Source organism: Nitrospirota bacterium, assembly GCA_016219645.1.
In the GTDB taxonomy this organism is placed as follows: domain Bacteria; phylum Nitrospirota; class Nitrospiria; order Nitrospirales; family Nitrospiraceae; genus Palsa-1315.
In genome coordinates this window covers 459,940-482,471 of sequence record JACRLR010000016.1, presented here as the reverse complement: position 1 = coordinate 482,471, position 22,532 = coordinate 459,940, and the positions used below count along the sequence as shown (strand labels likewise).

Annotated in this window: 20 protein-coding genes; 1 reads left to right on the top strand and 19 read right to left on the bottom strand. The window is 54.6% G+C overall.

Annotated elements, in window-relative coordinates:
• Positions 1-2: 2 nt before the first annotated feature.
• From HZB34_06635 to HZB34_06545, 19 genes are all read right to left on the bottom strand, one after another.
• Complete coding sequence (locus tag HZB34_06635; GenBank protein ID MBI5315630.1) at positions 3-1,757, bottom strand: arginine--tRNA ligase; 1,755 nt, start codon at positions 1,755-1,757, stop codon at positions 3-5.
• 91 nt (positions 1,758-1,848) lie between these two features.
• On the bottom strand, positions 1,849-2,850 hold the full coding sequence (locus HZB34_06630) for a glycosyltransferase family 9 protein (protein ID MBI5315629.1): 1,002 nt from the start codon (positions 2,848-2,850) through the stop codon (positions 1,849-1,851).
• Positions 2,851-2,858: 8 nt separating this feature from the next.
• The gene (locus HZB34_06625; protein MBI5315628.1) at positions 2,859-3,479 is read right to left on the bottom strand and encodes a molybdenum cofactor guanylyltransferase; all 621 of its coding nucleotides are present in this window, start codon (positions 3,477-3,479) and stop codon (positions 2,859-2,861) included.
• A gap of 90 nt (positions 3,480-3,569) precedes the next feature.
• Positions 3,570-5,342, bottom strand: a complete 1,773-nt coding sequence (locus tag HZB34_06620) for a c-type cytochrome (GenBank protein ID MBI5315627.1) — start codon at positions 5,340-5,342, stop codon at positions 3,570-3,572.
• A 59-nt stretch (positions 5,343-5,401) separates the two neighbouring features.
• Positions 5,402-6,439: a cytochrome c gene (locus HZB34_06615; protein MBI5315626.1), complete on the bottom strand. Its 1,038-nt coding sequence runs from the start codon at positions 6,437-6,439 to the stop codon at positions 5,402-5,404.
• Positions 6,440-6,482: 43 nt separating this feature from the next.
• Positions 6,483-7,796 carry an FUSC family protein gene (locus tag HZB34_06610; protein ID MBI5315625.1) on the bottom strand — a complete coding sequence of 438 codons (1,314 nt, stop codon included), beginning with the start codon at positions 7,794-7,796 and terminating at the stop codon, positions 6,483-6,485.
• An 80-nt stretch (positions 7,797-7,876) separates the two neighbouring features.
• The gene (locus HZB34_06605; protein ID MBI5315624.1) at positions 7,877-9,790 is read right to left on the bottom strand and encodes a cytochrome ubiquinol oxidase subunit I; all 1,914 of its coding nucleotides are present in this window, start codon (positions 9,788-9,790) and stop codon (positions 7,877-7,879) included.
• Between the two features lie 265 nt (positions 9,791-10,055).
• The gene (locus HZB34_06600; protein MBI5315623.1) at positions 10,056-10,196 is read right to left on the bottom strand and encodes a hypothetical protein; all 141 of its coding nucleotides are present in this window, start codon (positions 10,194-10,196) and stop codon (positions 10,056-10,058) included.
• A gap of 249 nt (positions 10,197-10,445) precedes the next feature.
• A complete protein-coding gene (locus HZB34_06595) occupies positions 10,446-11,336 on the bottom strand; it encodes a formylglycine-generating enzyme family protein (GenBank protein MBI5315622.1) in 891 nt (296 codons plus the stop codon).
• Positions 11,337-11,341: 5 nt separating this feature from the next.
• Positions 11,342-12,265 (bottom strand): SUMF1/EgtB/PvdO family nonheme iron enzyme, encoded by a 924-nt coding sequence (locus tag HZB34_06590; GenBank protein ID MBI5315621.1) that lies wholly within the window; start codon positions 12,263-12,265, stop codon positions 11,342-11,344.
• Between the two features lie 6 nt (positions 12,266-12,271).
• Positions 12,272-12,637: a hypothetical protein gene (locus HZB34_06585; protein MBI5315620.1), complete on the bottom strand. Its 366-nt coding sequence runs from the start codon at positions 12,635-12,637 to the stop codon at positions 12,272-12,274.
• Positions 12,638-12,799: 162 nt separating this feature from the next.
• A complete protein-coding gene (locus HZB34_06580; protein MBI5315619.1) occupies positions 12,800-13,456 on the bottom strand; it encodes a DUF3047 domain-containing protein in 657 nt (218 codons plus the stop codon).
• 18 nt (positions 13,457-13,474) lie between these two features.
• Entirely contained in the window at positions 13,475-15,346 is a 1,872-nt protein-coding gene (locus HZB34_06575) for a hypothetical protein (GenBank protein ID MBI5315618.1), read from the bottom strand.
• Between the two features lie 4 nt (positions 15,347-15,350).
• A complete protein-coding gene (locus HZB34_06570) occupies positions 15,351-16,424 on the bottom strand; it encodes a hypothetical protein (protein ID MBI5315617.1) in 1,074 nt (357 codons plus the stop codon).
• 67 nt (positions 16,425-16,491) lie between these two features.
• A complete protein-coding gene (locus HZB34_06565; GenBank protein MBI5315616.1) occupies positions 16,492-16,986 on the bottom strand; it encodes a PCP reductase family protein in 495 nt (164 codons plus the stop codon).
• A gap of 95 nt (positions 16,987-17,081) precedes the next feature.
• Positions 17,082-17,798, bottom strand: coding sequence for a DUF420 domain-containing protein (locus HZB34_06560; GenBank protein MBI5315615.1), 717 nt, complete (start codon positions 17,796-17,798; stop codon positions 17,082-17,084).
• Positions 17,799-17,896: 98 nt separating this feature from the next.
• Complete coding sequence (locus HZB34_06555) at positions 17,897-18,886, bottom strand: methyltransferase domain-containing protein (protein ID MBI5315614.1); 990 nt, start codon at positions 18,884-18,886, stop codon at positions 17,897-17,899.
• A 166-nt stretch (positions 18,887-19,052) separates the two neighbouring features.
• On the bottom strand, positions 19,053-19,847 hold the full coding sequence (locus HZB34_06550) for a hypothetical protein (GenBank protein ID MBI5315613.1): 795 nt from the start codon (positions 19,845-19,847) through the stop codon (positions 19,053-19,055).
• Between the two features lie 350 nt (positions 19,848-20,197).
• Positions 20,198-21,112, bottom strand: coding sequence for an SUMF1/EgtB/PvdO family nonheme iron enzyme (locus tag HZB34_06545; GenBank protein MBI5315612.1), 915 nt, complete (start codon positions 21,110-21,112; stop codon positions 20,198-20,200).
• A gap of 531 nt (positions 21,113-21,643) precedes the next feature.
• Between HZB34_06545 and HZB34_06540 the strand changes: the two genes are divergently transcribed.
• Complete coding sequence (locus tag HZB34_06540) at positions 21,644-22,486, top strand: formylglycine-generating enzyme family protein (GenBank protein ID MBI5315611.1); 843 nt, start codon at positions 21,644-21,646, stop codon at positions 22,484-22,486.
• Positions 22,487-22,532: the final 46 nt, after the last annotated feature.

Here is a 22,532-nt window from a genome sequence, read left to right as displayed (position 1 = left end):
TGCTACATCTGTTCCGGTGCGGAAATCCCGAGTACCGCGAGTCCATTTTTCAAGACCTGCTGAACTCCGCTCATGAGTGCCAACCTCGCAGCCGTGCGTTCCGGAGTTACCAGCTCTTTCTGCATCCCCTCACCAGTGGCTAACCCCTCCGGTGTGACCGCCGTCAGATCTCGATCCGCGGCGGGCGGTAGAATCCGATGCTTGTTATAAAATGTGTGCAACAGCCCGGCTAGCTGCTGAAGATAATAGGTCATCCGGTGAGGCTCATAGGCCATCGCACTCGCCTGCAGAACAGAGGGATAGGCAGAGAGTTTCCGGATCAACCCCAATTCGTCCGGGTCCGTCAGCAGCGTCAACTCCGTCCCGCTCGGCAGGGGACAGGCGATGCCTCGTGCAGCGGCGACGCGCCAGAGGCTGGCGATTCTGGCATGGGCATACTGTACATAATAGACGGGATTGTCGGATGACCGCTGTTTGGCCAGGTCCAAGTCGAAATCGAGATGGGAATCGGAATCGCGCATCAGAAAAAAGAACTTGGCCGCATCAGCCCCGACTTCATCGATAACTTCCCGCATCGTAATAAATTCGCCGGCCCTCTTCGACATTTCCACTTTCTTCCCGCCACGCAACAGGTTCACCATCTGGACCAGCACGACCTGAAGTCGGTCTTTTGAATACCCATAGGCCTGCACGACGGCTTGCATGCGGGGAATGTAGCCATGGTGATCCGCGCCCCAGACATCAATGAGGAGGTCATAGGCACGCCGCAGCTTATCCTGATGGTAGGCAATATCGGATGCCAGGTACGTATATTCACCATCCTGTTTCTGCACGACCCGATCCTTCTCATCGCCGAAGGCCGAGGATCGGAACCACCAGGCACCTTCCTGCTCAAGCAAGAAACCTTTCGATTTCAATTCATCCAAGACCCGCTGGACGGCTCCTGAGTTCACAAGAGAGGCCTCGCTGAACCACGACTCGAATTCGATCCCGAAAGATTTCAGATCCCTGCGAATCAAATCCAGCAGTTCCTGATAGGCAAAGGCTCGGCAGCGTTCCTCGACCTCTGGAGCCGCACGCCCGGCCAGCTCAGGCCCGAGCTGTTGCTTCACTCGCTCCGCCACGGCAGTGATATAAGCCCCCCGATACCCCTCTGACGGAAACTCTCCCGGACGATTCGACAGCTCCTCATAGCGCGCGTAGACGGAGGCTCCTAAGAGTTTCATCTGCCGACCGGCGTCGTTGATATAGTACTCACTCACCACGTCATACCCGATCGCCTTCAGCATATTCGCAACGGCCTGTCCGACCGCAGCGCCGCGTCCATGGCCCACATGCAATGGGCCAGTCGGGTTTGCACTCACGTACTCCACCAAGACACGACGTCGTTGCCCTATCTCGGCTCGCCCGTAGGCTGATCCTTGTGTCTCGATCTCTCTCAACACATCGTGCCAAACTACCGGTTTCACTGTGAGGTTGAGAAAGCCGGGCCTGACAATCTCGACCCGTTCGAAGAGCTGCTCCTGCTGAGCAAGATTGTTGATGATAATTTGGGCGATGTCGTGAGGAGCCCGCTGTTCGGATGCTGCGAGAGACATAGCAACTGTCGAGGCTAGGTCTCCCCATTCGGGCCGTTTGGGAGCGTCCAGACTCAATTGTGGCCAGGATTCTGTCTTCAGTTGGCCTTTTTTCTTGGCCCCGTTGAGCGCTCCGAGAAGCGCACTGGCGACCTTCTCCTGTACAACCCCGCTGGACAAGAAAGAACTCCTAAGTCCTTAGCAATGAAAGGGAAAACGAACTGATCACTTTAGCATTACGGGATACTCAGTGACAAGACACCGGTTTGAATTATCTCGCGATCGCTGCCTCTGTGAGGTGGGCAAGACAGAGTGCCACGAGATCGTCTTTCGATATTTCAAGACAAGGCTTCTCCTTGCACCGGCTCACCTCATCCCATGACCGGCAGCGACAGGGTGAGCCCTGCAATACGGTGACGTGGGTGCCACGGGGGGCCCACCGATCAGGATCAGTCGGCCCAAAGAGAGCAATGGTGCGCAGCCCCATCAGCCCTGCCAAATGCGTGACTCCCGAGTCCTGCCCGACAAAGAGATCAGCATGTGCAAGCACACCAGCGGCAGTCATGATATCGAGGCCCTTGAGGACAATCGGTTGATTCACACAGAACGGGAGAAGATACTCGACCGGTTTCCGATCCGCCGGGCCTTCCAATATCACAGGAATTGCTCCGCGGTTTTGAACAGCGCTCACGACGGCGCCAAGTATTTCCGGCGCCACGCACTTATGAGTGCTCCCACTCCCAGGATGAATCACAACAAGAGGCTCCCCGATCTTGATCCCTTGCTCTTCGAGGAAGGCTCGCCCGAGCTGACAAACCGGCTCTGTCACAGCCAACAGGACATCCTGCTCGCTGTCAGACGGTACTTCATTGAACGCCTCAAGAAACCGGTCCCGTTGATGTCTCGCTTGAATCATGGATGAGAACGGGGACGTTACGATAACCTCTCGAGCGCCGATCGCCTTGAGGGTCTCGGCTAATTTACCATCCGGATCCTTCATCCAGCCGACGGCAAGGTCACACCGTTCAAGCCATTGCTGTCTCTGACCAGTGGGCTGTTCTATTCCGGCGAACAAGCCGGCACAGACCAGCCCCTGCACAGGAACCCATTCATCGATGATCCCGCACGCGATCAGCAGTCTCGCGGCTCGGCCCTCCTCGTACAGAACCAACCTATGGTTGGGAAAGCGAGCCCGTAACCGGATCATGGCGGGAACCGCTAAGAACACATCGCCAAGACTACCGGGATGGATCATAATAATCGCTCGTACCATGGCGAAGCCTATGCTTTTCCTGAGGGTGGTATCCGGCCCAGCAGCGCTCGCGCCGCAAGAAGATCCGCCGGTGTATTCACGTTCCGGAAGGAATGCCAGGAGGAATCGATGCTGAGCAGATCCGTTTCAGTGATGTATTGCACCCGCAGGGATCTGTGCGATACCAGCTCCTGGATCTTGAGCTGCCGCGCCAGAACCATCTCTTCCATCGCTGGCAGGCTCCCCTTTCCATACAAGGCATGCATCGGGTGTAAACGGCCGGCAAGTCTTGCTATCACGATATCCGCAGCGGTCTTTCGACTCGTGAACTGCTCGATGACTGCGCGATCGAGAAACGGCATGTCGCATGCGACCACAAATATGTACGGAGTCGTTGCCTGCATAAGCCCTGTGTAGACCCCTCCCAGACTGCCGCAATCTGACACGAGGTCTTTCAGAACCCGAGCATCGACATCGAGCGGCGGACTATCCTGCGCAATGACAACGAGTACTTCTTGAAAGACTGTGTGGAGTACGTCCAGCCCTCGTTCAAGAAGAGTCTGCTCCCCCACGACAAGGTTCTTTTTATCTGCTCCCATCCTTCGGCTTTTCCCTCCGGCCAGAAGGACACCGGTTACTTCTTTCTCCATGACATCCCCATTCACAGGAACCAAAAAGAAAGAGGGGGTGGGTCTCCCCACCCCCTCTTCATACTCAAGACCCTCTCCGTTAAATGAGCGCTAGAGGCCCTTCTTCCGCTTATTCGATCGCCTGGTCAGCACCCAACCCTCCAGAAGAACCACGCCAGCCGCAATCACAATCGGGTAGATATACGCCTCTTGCGGGGTTGGCGGCTCCAGGAAGGTATAGTAGAAGGCTGAGACAGCCATCTTCCTCCCTGCATCTCCATTGTGGCCATCCCAGGCAAAGAACACAGTTGGAATGTACTGACCCATTTCGAAGAAGGTATCAGAGTCGTAGTCCTGCTCTTTCTTGTCACCCAACGGACGCTGAATGATGACCGTCCATCGGCCATTCTTCCACTCCGAATGCAGTAGCTTGATGTTCTCTTCATAGTCAAACCGCTGTTCAAAGTCTTTATCCCATCCGGTCCCCTTGAAGGCATGGAGCGAACCATCCGCTTCCCATTTCACAATGTCCATGGGAAACTGTTCGTTGCTGCCGAAGAGATACCGCGGCTTAATCGGCGCAGGAAGCTCTTTCCATTTTATGGCAGTCTCTATGGCAACCGCGTCGTTATAGACCGTGTAATTATTCTGACGCGCAGCAATAGAGCCCTCCTCCCCTGTCTTCGGATCCTGTTCCTTGACATCGACATTGACCTCGGTAGGAGCCCAGGGTAACTTCCCTTCGGCTACACTCTTGGTCCTATCATCCCACTGGAACATGAACACGACATACTTGTCGTTATAGAGAGACTTCACCCAGAGATCGTCGATCCGGTTGACGAAATTTCTTGGTTTGTGGGTAATCTGACCGCCCATCGCGACATACCGCCTAACCCGCTTCGTCCAGAGCTCGTTTTCAGGATCTGCCGGAATTTCTCCTTCGACCTTCCCCGATGGCAATACAAAGTTGATCTTGGGCTTGTCCGCCTGTGGATCGATTGGCAGAGGTTTCCCGTCTGCTTCCCGCTCACAGAGCGAGTTCACAAAGTTCGCAATGTGCCAACGTTCCTCAACGGTCGTGTTATCGGCAAACGAGGGCATCGGAGTACCGTTGACCCCGGTCGAAAACGTTCGGAATATATTGTTGACGTTATAGGGATCCTGCCGACTACCCCTGAAGTTCCAACATTTGTGCCAATTGGCGGGCTGTATCGAAAAGCCCCAGTCATCTTTCAAGTTGAACGCATTCCCGTCGCCACGGCCTTCCATGCCGTGACATTCAACGCACTTCTTTTCAACAATAAGCTCGGCCCCCTTTTTCAAACTCTCTTCCGACGCGGCAATCGGCTTCAGTTCGGCCATTTGCAACACAGTCTGGCTCTCTGATTTCGTGTCTGTAAAGTTTCGATCTTTTACAAGCTGAGTCGTGACGAACGACAAGACTTGAAGCCGCTGTTCCTCCGTCAAGATACCTTCCCATGATGGCATGGCGGAGCCAGGTAAACCATGGGTCACAGTGGCAAATAGATCGTTCTGTGCTTCAACAGGCTTTTTTGCGTCAAACAAGGGCAATTCGCCGCTCGCTGTGTGCCTGATCTTGAACGTCCCCTGGTTGAAATTGCGGGGACGCGGCCAGAGACGATCAGCGCCTGGTCCATCACCAGCGCCATCGACACCATGACACCAGACACACTTGGTAAAGTAGACCCGCTTTCCTGCTTCGATCATGTCTGCAGACGGCGCTGGTGAAAGCGCTCCAGCCTTAAAACCGGCAGGAAGTGAATCTGCCGCTGAGGCCAATCCCCCGGCACTTCCAGAGAACAAGATCATTCCAAAGACAGCGATGGGCAACAGGCCCGCCTTTAGACTATAGGAATTCTTCATGGCTTCCCTCTTCCCTCATGTCGTCAATCAAAGGTGGCTGATCTTCATTCCTCGAAGGACTAGTCCCAAGTCCTGGGGTAATATCCTGTGTGCCAATATTCAAACAAGACGACTTTCCAGATTTCATCCACAGTCAAGTGCTGTTCCCATGGAGGCATGACTGAGGCCCAAGGGAATCCCTCGTTCGGTAAGCCAATCCCGCCCTTGGAGACACGCCAGAAAATGAAGGTCTCTTGCAATTGCGCAATCGTCCCTGGATCGGTGAAGTTTGCCGGAATCGGATTGAATGCGAACGCGTGGAGACCACGACCGTTCAAGTTATCGCCATGGCAGAAGTGGCAGTTCTGGAAGAAGATCTCTCCGCCCTCACGCACATACTTGAGGTACCCTTGCGCATCCTTATCCCAGGGGTTGGCGTTCGGTTTCATTAGACGGCCCATGCCCTGTTCCACGATATTGGCGTTGCTATACTCTTGATCGTACTTCCCTTCCGGATTGACACGGTAAGGGTTCTGCGATGTTTGAAGTGTATAGGTCTTGCCATGCACCTTCGTGCTGGCTGGCGGGGCCGGATGCACCGTTCGCAACTCAATCGGCTCTTCTGATTTCGGGACCATGGCATTGTAAGAGAACCCTCCGATCAAAATCGGCAGGATAATCAGATAGGCATACCTGAGCAACCGGTTTCCACCTGTCTTGGCATCCATGACGTTCATGATCGGCTGCTTGAACTTCTTCCAATCTTCTTCGCTGGCGGAAACCCACATAAAGACAGCGACAAGCGAAACTGTCCCATACATGGCGCGCACGCTGAAGGGAATCGGGGGATACACACGAAACTTCAAATAGAGGAGGACGAAAGCCCAACAACTGATTCCTTGCCAAAACCTGGGGAACGCCATCCCCATGGCCGACATCATGTAGCTGATCCCGGTAAACCCCGCTACGAACAGCGTCAGCTCCAAGATAACTTGGACCGGCATGTATCCTTCGATCAGGCGCACAGTGTCTGATGGAACGATCCCCACAATCATTCCGGCAAGCAGGAGTAGTCCTACCACCCCTATAAGTGCCCCCAGTGACATTATTGCTTTCATCGGTGAACTCCCATTGCTCGACAAAAGAGACGGTTGGCCATGATCATGAAGTTTTCGGTGGCGGTGCACCGGCTTTGACCTGCGACAGATAGTCGACGATCTTTTTCAACGCCCCTGCGCTCAGCTTCGTCCCAAATTCCTTTGGCATCAGATTGTCAGGAAATCCTTTTACGACATAGGTGCTGGGCGATACGATGGACTCCATGATGTACTCTTGCGTGTTATGCGCGGTCCCTTTGTACGTCGGATCCTTGATCCGGTTCGGCGCGTTGGTCCCCTCTTCAAGCACAGGACCTTGTTTGCCGACTGCACCAGGGATACCGGGAATCGTATGGCACATGGCACAGGTGGCTTTGGAAAAAATCACATCGATTGGCTCGGTTCCATCAACTAATAGCGAGCCTCCCGCACCTGCCGGCTTGTCTTCTTGTGCTTTGGGCCTATCAGCTTCAGGAATAAACTTCTCATAGGACTTGATTATCTCATCGTATGACGGAGCATCAACCCCCTCGCGCAAGTATAACCAGGTATCGACAGCAGCTAACTCTGGAAGCGTCAACGAGATCGGTGGCTTATGAATCGCGGGCATCGGGCTTGACTTATCGTTGGTTCCCTTGACGCCATAGCCGACCACGACATAGCAGCTCGGGCATGCGTGGGACTCAGCGATATATTCCTGCCCATTCTCCGCAGTCCCGGCACCCGGGAACGCTTCCTTATCATCAAATTCCCGACCCTTCGGATTTCCCTTACTGTACTTTGGATCCTCCAACCGCTCTTTCCCCGCTCGTGTTGGAAGGCCCTGTAGATTGGGAGCACGCTCGCCGAGCATTCCGGCATGGAACGCATGACAGAGAGGGCATTGGCCTTTGCCGACCGCACCCTGTTCCTTATTCTTTCCAATCCCACCGAAGATGATTTTTTCGCCTTCATCGGCGAGTTGCTGTGCGGTCATAGCTTCATACTGAAGCTTTTCTTCTTTCGGAGGGAAACCTCCTTCAACTTGCGGCAACCAATTCCCATAGCCTGACAGGCCGGCTGCCACAAGGAACATGAAGCCACCGATCTTGAGTAGGGCCGCGTGATTGGGAAAATAGATTCCCAACATAAAACACGTTGCCGTGATGAGCACTAAAGAGACTGGAAGCATCCGGTTCGCTTCATAGAAGCTCCCCTTATAGTGTGCAATTGCCAGTAACAGCAGGCAAGCGCCAAGCGTACCGATAAAGAGCTTGAACATCGCGCTTTTCTTTGCCGCGGCGTCCTTGCCCGACACGATGGAATACACGAAAAGACCGGCGAGAAGTGCAAATAACGGCCAGCCTATTCTTAGAGCTTCTATGACCAGCTCTTTCACAGTAGTAACCTCCTGAGGTCTGGGTAGAAGCAGCCAGGCCTTTTACGCCGGCACTCCCCCAACCAAATTTCTATAGATGATTAGTGGCCCCCAGCCGGCTGCGGTGCGCCGCCTGGAACCCCTGCCTTCGCCTCAACAGGAGCCTTCTTCATCCCAAGGCTTCCCAGCCAGAAGACGAACAGGATACTCACCCAGAAGAACAGCACATTGAATGAAATCATGTTCGCGGCAAACCCCACCGTATGTGTGTAGGCCCAAGGTGAGTTGTCACGCATGATCTCGTTCACATGCCAGAACAATCGGACCGAAGAACGTATGTATCCCATCAACCCCATCATCCAGGTGAAGGCAGTTGCGAGCATGATCAAGGCATATTGCGATCGAACGGATATCTTGCCCCACTCGATCGCCCCCATCTGTTTGGCGCCCTTCATCATGGCAGCGTTAAGCGGGAACATGAAGAAGAGGCAGGACAAGGTGGTGGCAACTTGAGGCACTGACAAGCCGACTCGCACGTTTGCCGGGATATAGTACCCGTAAATCGCCAACCAGATAATGTTGACATAGGCACAGGCAAAAAAGACGCCCATGAAAATATTACCGAACTTTGACCAGGATACAGTCGAGACCTTATTGCCTCGCATGTACCAGACGAAGCTCAAAATGGTCGTCGTGATAATGACGTTAATACCGCCGTTTTTGGCAGACATGACCCCATAATTTCCCAACACCGGATGTTGCTGACCACCCATCGCTTTGAGCTCAGCCGGAGTCATGACGATCGTGTGGGGAGTGATGAAGACCAGGTAACCGCAACAGAGGATGAACACGAGATACTTAATGTACCGTTGATACTTCTCAGCGCCGCGCATACGGCCAAGCGCCTGCCAGAGGTAGTAGTTCGTGCTCAAGAAAAGAATGCCGATCATGGTGGCTTGAATAATGAAGAGCCAGGCCAGGAGACCGCCCATGAGCGTGATCCCCATCTGTTGCCGGTAGGCATAGACCTCCCGCATCAACCAGTACCCTGCAAAGGGTAAGGGGATCAGGAACGCCACACCCAGCGCCATGGCGATATAACCCATCCAGTCATAATGCGCACGATCCTCGTCCGTTTTTGATGCCAAAAACTTGTAGGCCGCGTATGCCGCCACGACACCACCACCGAAAGCCATATTTCCCAAAATACGATGCACGTTGAGCGGATTCCAGAGGGCCGTATGAATGACGTGCCAAATGTTCCCCAGGAACCGGCCCTGTTCATCGACGCCGGCCGGTGACATCATGAAGCCGATCCAGGAGTTCGCCAGGAACATGAGCAGGGTCCCGATCACGTTCAACACCACGGACATGCTCAAGTGAATATATTTAAGGAACCCCTCCTTCATCTTGTCCCAACCGTAATAATAGATGTAGAGAGTTCCGCTCTCTGCGACAAACATCAGGGCATAAATATGCATCACCGGACGGAAAATACTGGATAAGTAACCGAAGAATGCGGGATACAGCGTGAGGAAGGTGAAGATCAGAATACCACCAAGAATCGCGGTCAACGAATAGGCCGTCAGGCTGATCTTGATGAAATCGTAGGCGAGCTGGTCATACTTCTTCGCCATCGCCTTATCTTTCGTCATGACCCCCATGAACTCAATAACCATGCAGAAGATTGGGACTGCGAGCACGAAGCTCCCGTAATACAGGTGCTGCTGGTTCGCGAACCAGAGCAATACGCGGCTTTCGAAGTTGTACCGTGGATAATCCTTGGGACCGTCGACGGTCTTCGGAGCAGGAGCGCCAATGGCAAGCCCCTCCGTCTTATAATACACATCCCGCCCCTTCTCGAACTTCGCATCCCCTTCACCTTTCACTGCATCAGGGGCATCAGCGCCTATAGCCAGTGAAGGAAGCGATACGGCGATGGGGAGCAGGAGAAGGCCGATCATCGCGGCAAGCGCCATGATCGAGAACAGCTTCTTCCCGACTACACGTCCCATGAAATACCTCCTTGATGCATTCAGAAAAAAACTCATCTCATGTTTCTCCATAAACCTTTTCGGAGCAGCCGGACGCCACCTTCTACTTCCGGAATAAATACCAGAAGTCGAGGCCCTGAGAATCCATCAAGAAGTGGTCGACTGTGAGAAAGTATGCGACACAGATGACGAGAGATATTGCTCCATAGATGATTGCACTTCCCATGATATCCTCTCCCTTAAACCTTGCAGGCGTATAAAAGATCCCGACGCAATGCGCCACGTATTAACAGGGGCATTGAATTCCGGCAAACCAATAGAAAAACCACAGGCCGACTGCGCAGGTGATGTAGAAAATCATTTTGCCGATCGCGATTTTCAGGTCGCTGTCCGGTGGTCTCGCTGGTGTTGCTGATGCGTCGCCCATTTCTATCTCCCTCTCTTACGGTCCTATCAATCGTTTTTCAAATCAGCTCAGTGAATTTCTTGACAGCCAGAGACCCGTGTGTTATTCAAAATTCCCTGCCGCACAGGGAAAATCAGGGGAAACTCGATGAAACGAAACTCAAAAGTGTTCGACATTATAGTTTTGGTCGGTATGGTTGTCAATATCATTTTGGCCGTGTTCCTCATCCTCTATTACTTTGATTTCCTATAAATTTCGCGCATTTTCCATTCAGCCCTTCTCCAGCTTTGCCGCAGAACTGGCACAACGAAATCCGATCGTTTCATCGCGAAAGTCCGGGACCATTTTGCTCCGGCTGGTGATGCGGATATCAGCTCCGGTGGTCGCATAGCCTCCTCCTCGAAGTACCCGAAATACACCATGATCTGGGCTGGGAGGGTTCTTTTCTGGAGCCTCTTCGAAGTAACGTTCCGCATACCAGTCGTTGACCCATTCCATCACGTTTCCCGCCCCATCCATGACACCATAAGGGCTCTTATCAGTTTGAATCGTGCCGACAGAGGCAGAAACCTCATACCCATCGTCTACCCTGGCCCAATTGGCTCCATTAGGCTTCTCGACGTTCCCCCAAGGCCAGAGACGGCCATCCGGCCCCCGCATGGCCTTCTCCCATTCCGCTTCAGTCGGCAGGCGTTTCCCCTTCCAGCTGCAGTAGGCCTCCGCATCCTCCCATGACACATAGACGACAGGTTGATTGACGCCCTGCATCTTGCTCATATTCTTGGCATAGCGGGCTGGAGGACCAGATTTGCGATGGCCCGTGGCATGCACAAACTGTTGATATTGGAAGTTGGTCACTTCATACTGATCGATAGCAAATGCATCCAGCACCAATGTCCGCTGCGGGTGCTCATCGAGCCCGCCTTGACTGGTCCCGCGGATAAAGGGGCCCGCGGGGATCATGACCATTTCTTCACGAACCGGCTCTTCCTGAGACAGCTTAGAGGAATCGGGCGCCCCTGCCTGGATCGTTTCACTGGAATCATCTGAAGATTTTTCAAAGGGAGTCAACATGCTGCCGCGGAGGATGCCCATAATGGGGATCGCGGCAAAGGCAAGAATAGCAATGAGAAACAGAACTTTGAATTTCGTTTCGAGCATTGCTGTTATGACGGCGCAGGGCTCTCGCCGGTCTCCACATCGCTCGCACAGCGAAACCCGATCGTGATGTCCGTTCGCCAATGCTTTGCGGCAAATCGCTTGGAAAGCCGGGCATTATGCTCGGTCTCTCGCCACGACCCTCCACGGACGACTTTCAGATCACTTGGTTCCGGCCCCTTCGGATCGCGATACGGCGCCTTTTGGTAGTAGTGCTCATCATAGGTATCCGCGACCCACTCCGCCACATTCCCGGTCATGTCATACAGCCCATAGGGGCTTCGCCCGGTCTCGAAAGATCCAGGAGGCGCCAGATACCGAAATCCGTCTTCACTCCCATCGACATTCGCATTGGCACGGCCAGTTAAGAAGGTGTCACCCCACGCGTACTTCCGCTTTCCCTCACCACGACCGGCCTTTTCCCACTCCGCCTCCGTGGGAAGGCGCTTCCCGGCCCATTTGCAATAGGCTGCGGCATCCTCCCATGTCATGCTCATGGCCGCAAATTCTGGCCGGAGCAGTTTGGATTGATCGTCTTCGAAGACTTCGATCTTGGGCAGTGGCCTTTTGGTCATCTTGGCGAATCGGGCATATTCTTCTTGAGAAACCTCCTTCGCATCGAGATAAAATGCCTTAAGATACGTCTGACGTTCCGGCGCTTCATCCGGATCGCCATCTTTGCTGCCCATGATGAAGGGGCCTTCCGGTATTTGCACCATCTCCCGGCCTTCATCGCCGATCTTCGTTTTATACATGGAATAATCCTGTGCCGTTGTGCTGGTCGGCGCAGGACGAGCTTCGGACTTGATTGAGGCGGCCAGTGCCTTCATTTGTTTCGCCTTGTAGGACTCATAGACCATCAGGCAGATCATCAGGAGGAAGGACCCAAAGACGAAGACGATCGAACCGATGAGTACTCCCTTCTTTTCCATCTTGTCTCAGGCTCCCCCGCGGTTCTTCTTTGCCGCGCGCATATCTAACAACATCGAGATCTGTACACCGAGAAATCCTCCCATGGCCGCACCGGCCCCGGCGCCCACGGATATTCTCTCAGGACCAGCAATAGCCCAGGCAAGCGCTCCGCCCAGCAGCGTTCCGACTAGGATGCTCACCAGAAACCGCCGCCCCCGCATGAATCCGATGAACCCGCCGAGCACGAGCCCTGCTCCGCTCGTAAACGGCATGATGTCGCCGCCCATGATGAGACCGATGAGCATCCCGACCGTTCCCATGACGACCACGCCGAGCAGGATGTCAATCACCTGCTTCAAGGGCGTGGCCTGATTCGCGTCGGACTCAGCCATGATTGCAACAGCCTTTTTCTCCGGCAAGTTGCTTGAACCACTGGTTTGTCTGGTTCATTTGGTTTGTTTGGTTGATTTGGTTTATCTGGTTAGTTTTATTCAACCAAAAACCAAACAAACAAGACAAACTAAACAAACCAAAGCAACCAGGAGGACGGCCTGCTAGCGTCCAGCGCTTGCGACCATCGAACCAAAATCGATTTCTACGCCAGACCCGGCGATGATCGAAATACCCCAGGCCTTGGCAGCCGGCTCATGCTTGTGTATTCGTTTGAAGTCCTCGTAGACGTTCACTCGCTCTTCAAACCACTGACCGACTTCCTTCGTGCCGCTTTGCACCACGATCTCCGAGCCGCTGAACATGCCGCCTTCAGTAAAGGTCCCTTCGGGCTTGGTGGCGCTCCAGACATACTTCGTGAAAACAGGAATGAACATCAGGTCGGTGTCCAGCGAGGCATAGATCGCCGCAACCGGTTCATTTTCCGCTGTGGCTTTTTGCAGGCGCCAACGCCAGGTGAGAACCGGATAGGCCTTCGGGTCCCAATCGATCTTCTTCTTTTTGATCCTCTGTCCCGCATCCCTCGCCGCCAGAAAATTTACACCGTTCTCTGTCTGGACCTTATAGGCATCTCGCCCTTTGGACTGGCTTCGTTGATTTTCATGTTCCCAATTCGAGGGAAATCCGTCCGCTTCTGTGGCTTGAAAATCCTCTAAGACTAAGGACTGGCCTTGAGCCGAGACCGCCGCATCTATCAAGAAACCTCCACAGACCACGAGCCAGACTGCAAGACATCGCCGAATCATTACCCCTCCACTCATGCCCCACCCCTTTCGATTTTACGCCTCTTGCGACGACGGCGGCGCCAGTGCCCTTGCATTCTCTTCAGCCGACTCCTCTCCCATCGCAGGCGACTCCCCACGCCGGCACATCCAGAAGATAGTCAGCACCGCGCCCCAAAACACCGTCATGTTGAGTGTCACCATCTTCGCAGCAAACGCGAAATCCGGTGTAAAGGACCAGGGAGAGACATCGGCCATCAGTTCACTCACATGCCATGCCAACCGTCCCGAGGAACGGATATAGCCCATAAGGCCCATGACCCAGGAAAATGCGGCAGCCAATCCGAACAAGCCCACCATGCCTCTGAGGGAGATCTTACCCCATTGGATCGGCCCGTGGACCACCGCCCCTTTGAGCATCATGCGATTGATGACCGCCCCGATCACGAGGACCGTCAACGTCGTCGCAGCCTGTGGCGTCGACAAGCCGATGCGGAGATTCGCCGGCAAATAGTACCCATAGACAGAAAGCCAAATAATATTGAGCGCCCCCAGGAGGAAGAGCGCGCCCATGAGGATGTTCCCTTTCTTGGCCCAAGACACAACGATTGTTCTATTGGCACGACGGTAATAGAGAAAACTCATGGTGGTCACGAGAATCATAATGTTGATCGCGCCGTTCTTTGCCGACATCACTCCGTAGTTGCCGACCACGGGATGTTGCGCACCACCCATCGCCTTGACTTCACTGGCCGACATGAACACCGTATGCGGGGTCAGCCAAATAACCAATGCCACCATGAACACGGTGAGCAGCATTTGATAATAGGGATGATAGCGTTCCCCGCCGCGAAGGCGCGCCATACTTTGCCAGATATAAAAGTTTATTCCGAGGAACAGGACACCGATCAAGAGGGCCTGTACTACAAAGAGCCAGGTGAGCAATCCACCCATCATTGTCACGCCCATGCTCTGGCTAAACGAGTACACCGATCGCATCAACCAGTAGCCGGCAAATGGCATCGGTAACAATGCGCAGACCATGACAAACAAAAAGACATGCCCGACCCAATCGAAGTAGGCCCGCTCTTTGTCGGTCTTGCTGGTGAAAAACCGGTAGCAGGCGTAGGCCAACACCACCGCGCCCCCGGACATGATGTCAGCCAGAAATCGATGGACGTTCAATGGATTCCACAGAGCCGAATGGAGTAAATGCCATCCATTCCCCAGAAACCGTCCCTGCGCATCGACACCGGACGGAGCCATCATGAAGGCCGACCAGGCATTTGCTGAGAGCAGGAGAGCCGTCCCGAACACGTTAGTCAGCAAGCCGATCGACGCATGCCCCCATTTCAAGGCCGGGGTGGCCATCCGGTTCCAGCTATAGTAATAGACGACGAGCAGCAGCGACACTCCGACAAACACAACCGCATAGACCGGCATAAAGGACTTGAATGTCCCACCCATGTACTGCATGAAGCTGGGGTAGAAATAGAGAAACATCCCCAGCATGAGGCCTCCGATCACGGCTGTAGCCGAGAGGGCGAGAAGGGCAACTTTGGCCAAATCGCGGGCGAGACCATCGTAGCGAAGGGCGAGTGCGGGATTTCTGCTGCTGAGCCCCAGAAATTCCAGCAATACACAAAAAATCGGCAGAGCAAGAACAAACCCGCCGAAATACGTGTGCTGTTGCGTGATGAACCACACGAGCAATCGGCTGTCGAATGATCCGATGCGCGAGTAGACCGTTTCCTCAGGAGAAGGAGCTGGCGGCCCCTGTGGAATCCCCGGTGTCTTGAAATACAGATCGGTGCTGGTCTCGGCAAAGGATTGGCTGTACGAACCCCCGTCCATCACCAACGCCGAGAGAACGGCGAGCAGCAGGACGAGATAGCCGAAGACTCTGTAGGCCTGCCTCTTCATCACCATGGACTTATACTTTCGAGCCGGAAACGGAGCCTGTACCAGCGCCAGCCGATGCTGAAATCCCTGTCCCCGGTGATTTGCCGAGAATTCCCATGACGAAGGGACATCTGAGCAGCGCGCTTGACATCGTGTGCCCCTGTTGCTCTTCTATGTGCCGGCGAAATCCAAGATAGTAACAATAGAGCGCCATCATACCAGTCACGAATCCGCCTGCAGCCATCGCATAGGCTGTGGGAATTCCCGGTTGCTTCAAGAGGAAAATCACACAGCCCGCAGCAACCAGATAGTAGGTCGCGGCAAAGGAAAGCCCTGGCCACCACCAATACTTGAGCAATTCACCCGCTTTTGTCCGTACGAGTCCTTGAATCCATGATGCGTGCGGGCGAAGCCCGCCGAAGTGAGCACAGAGTGCGACCCCGCCCCCCAACAACGCCACCGCGGACAGCTGAACAATGGCCGCGCCCTGATAGGCCTCGACCAGGTGGCCCAACGAGGCGCCCAGCGCGCCGACGATGAGCCCGGTCGCAACCCACGGAACAAGTCCAATTGCAAAGCTGCCTACCATCGTGCGGAGGGCCGCCCCGTCAGGAAATGTCGGGAACGGACGGCCCATGAGGGCGATTTTTCGTACATGCCCGATCTCGAAAGCGTCACGTGCAACAGACGTGCAGGAAATAATGATGGCCATCATGGCCGGCCCATCCGGATGTTTGAGATAGTCATATCCAACAAGCCAGAGCAAGGCCAGAACCAGCAGAGACAACTGGACCCCATACACAAACCCAATCCAGCCGCCAAGCCAGAACAGCAACTGAGTCTTGTCCTCTCGAACAATCCTGCTCCATGGAGTGGCACGGCCGACACGATAGGCCAGGAAAGCTGTGACCAACGAGACGAGACCGCTGACCATCAACAACACGATCGGTTCGGACAGAGGCAACAGGAGTTTAGCCAACCGATAGACAGCGAACGCCACGAGCCCCGGCACAAACATGACAATCCGCTTCTTCTTGCGCACAGAATCTTCTGTGACGGCCAAACTCAGACTGGGTAACACTCGTAATGCCATCCGATGCAGCATACTAATTCCGTGAGGCGTAAGGTGACGGGCCTCCGTTGTTCTCGCCTTACCCCTGACGCCTCACCCCTTACGTCTTCTGTGCTCCCATTCCGAAATAGCGCGCCTTCACTTCTTCCATCAGCGCTACGGTGATACGCGTTTCCCCGCGATCCGCCGCAGTCCTCTCCAATTCGACACGGGCCATGGCACGTACCGGAGCCGGCACTCTGTCCAATCGACGTTCGGCATCAAGATCCCACTCGATTCGCTCACCTGTTCTTGGACGAAGCAACAGGTCGTAGGTCACGACTCTCTCTCCCCTCCCCCGGACATCTTGCTCGACCTCGCCTCGCACGAGTGGGGCAAGATACGGGGGCATGCGATCCAACCGATGGATCGCCTCATCGGTCCACATGATCCGATCGACGAGTCCGCCGGTTTGACCGGCAGGGACATCAACTCCCACTTTGAGCCCACAGCCACGACATTCTGTTCGAATGAACCACTGGATCGTTCCATCACCGTACGAACGTTCTTCAACTCCCTCTGTATGCATCCAGCGACCGCAACCACAGGTCAACATGACAAAATACCGTGAGGCGTGAGGGGTCTCGGAACACGAGAATATCCGCCACCGCCGTATTGCGTACCGATCACTCATGACAAATCACCCATCAATCATCCGATCTTCCCCGGGTACAAGAGATAGAGCATCGTGTAGGTGGTGGTCCCGGTCACAAAGAGGATGCAATACACGACCATCGTGAACAGTCCCAGCGCCCGATGGCGTCGCGCCCCGTTCGGCCAGATCCGTTGAATCGTCATTTCGACCACGAACACGATGGCGATCACAGCCAGCAATGAGACATAGACTTCGAATTTCCGCATCGAGAAATCGGCCGTGACGACGCGCGAGATAAACAACAGCATGATCAGTGCCGTGAGCGTGCCGAAGATCAATCCGATTTTCTTCCAAGTCGTGAGCAACAGGGTCTCCTTGAGGGTGCGTACACCGTCTATCACTTGTTGTGCGCGAAAACCCAGCACGATCATGTAGACCGCCATGATCAGTCCGAGAATGACCAGGATAATGTGTATCGTCAACACGGGAATGAAGACATAATCATAGAGCGCTTGGGACCCGCCAAAGCCTTCCTTCCCTTCAAAGGCCAACACCCCTAATTGACGAAAGAGGTAGTAGCTGATGAAGAACGCGACCATGGCGATCATCCCGCCGAACATCATCCAATGATGGGCATCTGCCCGACGTTTCTTCGCCTGGATCCAACCGACCACGAAAAGCCCGGTAAAGAACGTGGCCATAAGCTGGCTCATGTCCGCACCAACCGTGGCGTGGGTTCCAAAAAACCCCGGCTCCTTCAGCCATTCAAGCATGGGGGCCCTGTTGGTCGTGGTTTATTTGGTTCATTTGGTTTGTTTGGTTAGCTCCGACAACCAAACAAACGAAACAAACCAAAACAACCATCCGATTCTCAGGCTTCATAACCCTTTACGCCCTGCACAACCGCGGAAGGCTCCAGCTCCGTAACGCCTGCAAAGCCGGCGTCCCCCATCCACTGAATGGCATCTGCTGCCTTGTAGCAACCACCCTGTTCTGTATTCACCAGAATGTGGACTGCAAATGCGGTTGTCCAGGCTGGGCCGGTTCCTGCCTCATTTAAGAATCGATCCTTGATGACCAACCGGCCGCCTGGCGCCAAATGGGCCCAGACCCGCTTGACCAAGGATGCGTTCGTCGAAAAATCTTGATAGTGCAGGATGTCTGACATCAGGGCGACATCGTAGGGTCCACCCAGCCCATCCTTGTTAAAATCGCCAGGGAGCAACGCAATTCTCGATTCTAACCCAGCCTCTTTGACCGTTCGTTCCGTGAGTTGGAGCGTCGCAGGCAAATCGAACACCGTGGCGCTCAGCTCCGGATAGGTCCGGCAAAAGGCAATCGCGTTCGTCCCGGCCCCGCCTCCCAGGTCCAGAAATCGAACCGGCCCACTCAGTTGCAGCCGCTTGGCAAGATCCGGCCCGCTCTGCTGTCCAATCCGATGGAGTACTGCCAACACGTTGCTGCCTAAATCAGGATCGGTCTCGAACACGTGCCGGTCGACTAACCGCTTTCCCGTACGAATCGTCTGTTCCAGTTTGCCCCAGTTGTCCCATTCCGCATCGTGAAGGAGGAGGAGATGCCCGACATACTGAGCAGAACTGCGGACCAGATGGGTGGCTGCAACCACCGCGTTTTCGTAACAATCTCCATCCTTCTTCAACAGCCGCATCGCGACAAGGGCATTCAAGAGCAGCCCCAGTGTCTCTCGATGGGCACCAAGACGACCGGCCAAATCAGGGAGAGTTTTCTGCTTCCCATCCAAGGCAGAAAACACATCCAGCCTGACAGCCGTGAGCAAAATTTTCGTCTCCCAGTAATACCCGAGCTGAAAGACTTCTGCGAGCGAGAGCTCTCGTGACACACCAAGCCCCTTAAGCAAATCGCTTTGAAACTCAGCATCTTACCTAGATCGGAAACTGAAAGGCAAGGCGGCAAAAACCTTGTGTCCGGTGGGAAAACACAAAGGGCAGCGGATTGCTCCGCTGCCCTTCGATTGCGGGTTATCCCGCTAATTAGGAAACGTCGGCTTACTTGATTTCAGCCTTGAGGTTGGCGGTTCCGCCATCTGCCACATCGACCTCGAACTCCACCTTCTTACCCTTGGCAGCGAATGGATGCCAGGCCACCACCTTGTGCTTGCCGGCCGGCACATCCTTGATCTCGAAGGATCCATCGTCCTTCACCACGGCAAAGTGCGGATTCGACACAGGGAGATAGAAGCCCTGCATGAACTCATGCTGGTCGCACTGTAACCGATAGTAACCATCCTTTTCCGCTCCGCCACGAAACACCACCGGCTTGTCGAGCTTGTCACCCTTCTTGGCCAAACCGATGTTGAAACCGGTGGCTGAGCTGGTGCCCTTCACGACAAAGCTATGCGGATTGTGAAGTACACCCTGCACCGACTTTGGATCATCCGGATCGGCATCATGGTTCTCAACCTTGAAAGACTTGTTGTTCACCACCACGCCGGCGAAGGGCATGAACTCGCAGAACTCTGCAACCACTTCAGTGCCCTGATACCCATCCATGAATGCCTTGTCCTCGATGTCGACCACGGCCACGACCGCGTTCTTGAGGCCGCCATCCTTGCCGACTTCAATCTGCTTGAGGAACCGCTTATCTCCATCGATCAGTTCCTTATGCGGGTTCTTTGGACAAAAACCCGGGTTGGGGAACTTCGAGAACAAGAATTCCTTCTGTTCTGCCTTTCCCCCATAAGTCACCTTCCCGGCAATCGTTCCACCTGCAAACGAGGTGAAAGGCGCCGCGATGAACGCGACGGCTGCCACACCCAACATGATTGATAGCGCACTTTTCATATAACTGCCTCCTTGTGATTAACGATATTATCCGAGTACTAGCTCGCTGTTCCCTTCCTTTATCCACCGGCCAGATGAGAGAAAGGTAGGGAACGGCCTCCTCTCTGGTGTGCTCGATCGACGACAAACTGGGGATTCTAGTCTAGGATCGAGTATATATATAAAATCCTACCGCATCCTGTCAATCTCAAACAAGAGGGTGAAAATGCCCGTTTAGCAAGCCATGCGCGACACAAAGCTCGAAGCTCCAAACATTTCTGCCTTCAACCCGTCTTGCCAGTCTGGCCATTTGTTGCTCTGGTCAACCCAAGCAATTTCATTGACTCCTGTGCAGCGGCACGAGCTAAGGTCTACTTTGCGCTGAAGGGTTGGTCATCAGGGACAGGTGATTTCGCACAGCGGAAGCCGATTGTAGCCAAACGTTGATCGGGCACTGAGCCACCACGGGTCGCCGTTCGGAGCATGACCTGGTGACTTTTCCACGAGCCGCCGCGAACACTTTTGTATCGCCCGCTGGTCGGGCCCGGTGGATTGCGCTCCGGCATATACGCATAGTAATCGGGCCCGAACCAATCTTGGACCCATTCGGCGACATTTCCCGCCATGTGATGGAGACCATAGGGGCTCTTGCCGGCCTCATGCGAATCCACTGCCGCGAGAATGGGGATCTCATGGACGTGGTGCTGGCCGAACATGGAGACGGTGGGGTTGGGAGCGGTTGTACCCCAGGGGAATAGGCCGCCTTCGGACCCCCGCGCTGCTTTTTCCCATTCCGCTTCAGTTGGAAGCCTTGCACTCTTTGCCACGCAGAAGTCTTTCGCCTCGGCCCATGTGACATAGAGCGCGGGCCACCGGCTGAGGGTCTGGTCCTCGACAGAGTGGATTGTGATGACGTGCCAGATCAGTTTCTGCAGTTCGTCCGACGGATGGAGCTTTCGCTGTTGTAAGAATGCCAGGTATTCCCCAAGGCTCACTTCATCGCGATCCATCACGTAGGTGTCCAGCCAGACTCGATGTTGGGGAAGTTCAGTGTCGTCGAACTGTGTCCAGTTCCCATAGGGATCGTCGTCCACTCGCTTGCTGCCGAGCAAGAACGGACCGGCTGGGATGGTCACCAACGGTGACGACTTGGCCAACCCCGCGATCCTGGTCAAATGGCGGGCCAGTTCCGGTGATGGCCTCGACCCAGCCCCTGCGTCCTGTAGGCTTCCCATGATGATCAGGAGGGAGAGAGTGATTGCACGCCAAATAAACCTGTGTCGCATCAGGTCTCACTGGAGGAGGTCACGGCCTTGTTGATTTCCAGAAAGAGGCTTCCTTCAATTTCCGAGGCCTCCTCCGTGCTCACATCGAGGAGGCGTCAGCAGAATACGCTGTTCCCTCCGAGAAAGCACCTCGCCTTCCGAGGGCAAACAGCCGCAATGGAATCATTTGTCAGAGGCATCGGCTTTCCAGCATAGCGTGGTCTAGCCCGCATTATTCATGACTGTTCGTGGCGAAATCGCCAAGCCGCGTCGTGAGACCGGCGCGCGGAGCCCGGAGGACCTGAGGCGTACTCATGCAGTACGTCGAAGGTCTAAGGGGCGAGCCCGCCGGCCGCCGGCGTGTCGCAACAGCGGATCGGCGATTGCAGCAGAAGAGTCATGAATAATGCGGGCTAGTTCTCAGGGAAGGGTCAAGGACCACGCCGCCAGCTATTTCTTCAAGCAACCCTTGGCCTACTTTCCGGGTTTTGGGTTCGTTCTTTCTATGGTACGATACTCTCGTTCCCAACCTTGAAGAAGGAGTCTACATCGATGTCTGTCTGGCCACCGCTTGTTTCGACGGTGTTCTATGTGCTGTTCAACCTACCTCTGCTTTTCGCCGCTGACCAACCGCCTCAGGCCCTGCTCACACCACCCACGACTAAAGATGGTGCGCCCATGGTCGAGGTCCCGGCCGGCTCGTTCCCGATGGGTGTTCCACAAGGCGATCGGGATGGTGGGCGTGATGAATATCCCCGCCATGACGTGTTTGTGGACACCTTCTTTATAGATAAATTTGAGGTCACAAACGGCCGCTATTTGGAGTTCGTGAAGACCACCGGCCACCGTGTCCCACAAAATCCTAAGAACGCGACGCGAAACCTCTGGGAAGGAATCTCCATCGCAGACTCACTGACCGACAGGCCCGTCATCAATGTGGACTGGTTTGATGCCGAGGCCTACTGCAAATGGGCGGACAAACGACTCCCGACCGAAGCCGAATGGGAAAAGGCAGCTAAGGGAACTGCTGATCGGCGATTTCCCTGGGGCAATGTGGAGCCCACAGCCAAACATCTCAACTATAATCAACGGTGGATCGGCGAGAAGACCCTCATGCCTGTCGGAAGCTATGAAGCGGGGAAAAGCCCGTTCGGCGCCTACGATATGGCCGGCAATGTCTGGGAATGGGTCAATGATTGGTACGATGCCGGCTACTATGAAAAGAGTCCGGCGAAAAACCCCAACGGCCCGGAGACAGGCACAAAGAAAGTCATTCGAGGAGCCGGCTGGCAAAACGAGACTCCGACAGTCCGAATCTTTACCCGCGTGGACAGCGATCCGATGGTTCGGAATGAATCAACGGGTTTTAGGTGCGCGATGAACGCCGCGAAGTAAACAGGCGAAGGGTGCGACCCGAACTATAGGAGAACGTAACCTTACA

Coding starts and splice junctions, on each gene's coding strand:
- HZB34_06630 (MBI5315629.1), bottom strand. CDS start 2,850: ATGGTACGAGCGATTATTATGATCCATCCCGGTAGTCTTGGCGATGTG.
- HZB34_06625 (MBI5315628.1), bottom strand. CDS start 3,479: ATGGAGAAAGAAGTAACCGGTGTCCTTCTGGCCGGAGGGAAAAGCCGA.
- HZB34_06620 (MBI5315627.1), bottom strand. CDS start 5,342: ATGAAGAATTCCTATAGTCTAAAGGCGGGCCTGTTGCCCATCGCTGTC.
- HZB34_06615 (MBI5315626.1), bottom strand. CDS start 6,439: ATGAAAGCAATAATGTCACTGGGGGCACTTATAGGGGTGGTAGGACTA.
- HZB34_06605 (MBI5315624.1), bottom strand. CDS start 9,790: ATGGGACGTGTAGTCGGGAAGAAGCTGTTCTCGATCATGGCGCTTGCC.
- HZB34_06600 (MBI5315623.1), bottom strand. CDS start 10,196: ATGGGCGACGCATCAGCAACACCAGCGAGACCACCGGACAGCGACCTG.
- HZB34_06595 (MBI5315622.1), bottom strand. CDS start 11,336: ATGCTCGAAACGAAATTCAAAGTTCTGTTTCTCATTGCTATTCTTGCC.
- HZB34_06590 (MBI5315621.1), bottom strand. CDS start 12,265: ATGGAAAAGAAGGGAGTACTCATCGGTTCGATCGTCTTCGTCTTTGGG.
- HZB34_06585 (MBI5315620.1), bottom strand. CDS start 12,637: ATGGCTGAGTCCGACGCGAATCAGGCCACGCCCTTGAAGCAGGTGATT.
- HZB34_06580 (MBI5315619.1), bottom strand. CDS start 13,456: ATGAGTGGAGGGGTAATGATTCGGCGATGTCTTGCAGTCTGGCTCGTG.
- HZB34_06575 (MBI5315618.1), bottom strand. CDS start 15,346: ATGGTGATGAAGAGGCAGGCCTACAGAGTCTTCGGCTATCTCGTCCTG.
- HZB34_06570 (MBI5315617.1), bottom strand. CDS start 16,424: ATGCTGCATCGGATGGCATTACGAGTGTTACCCAGTCTGAGTTTGGCC.
- HZB34_06565 (MBI5315616.1), bottom strand. CDS start 16,986: ATGTTGACCTGTGGTTGCGGTCGCTGGATGCATACAGAGGGAGTTGAA.
- HZB34_06560 (MBI5315615.1), bottom strand. CDS start 17,798: ATGCTTGAATGGCTGAAGGAGCCGGGGTTTTTTGGAACCCACGCCACG.
- HZB34_06550 (MBI5315613.1), bottom strand. CDS start 19,847: ATGAAAAGTGCGCTATCAATCATGTTGGGTGTGGCAGCCGTCGCGTTC.
- HZB34_06545 (MBI5315612.1), bottom strand. CDS start 21,112: ATGCGACACAGGTTTATTTGGCGTGCAATCACTCTCTCCCTCCTGATC.
- HZB34_06540 (MBI5315611.1), top strand. CDS start 21,644: ATGTCTGTCTGGCCACCGCTTGTTTCGACGGTGTTCTATGTGCTGTTC.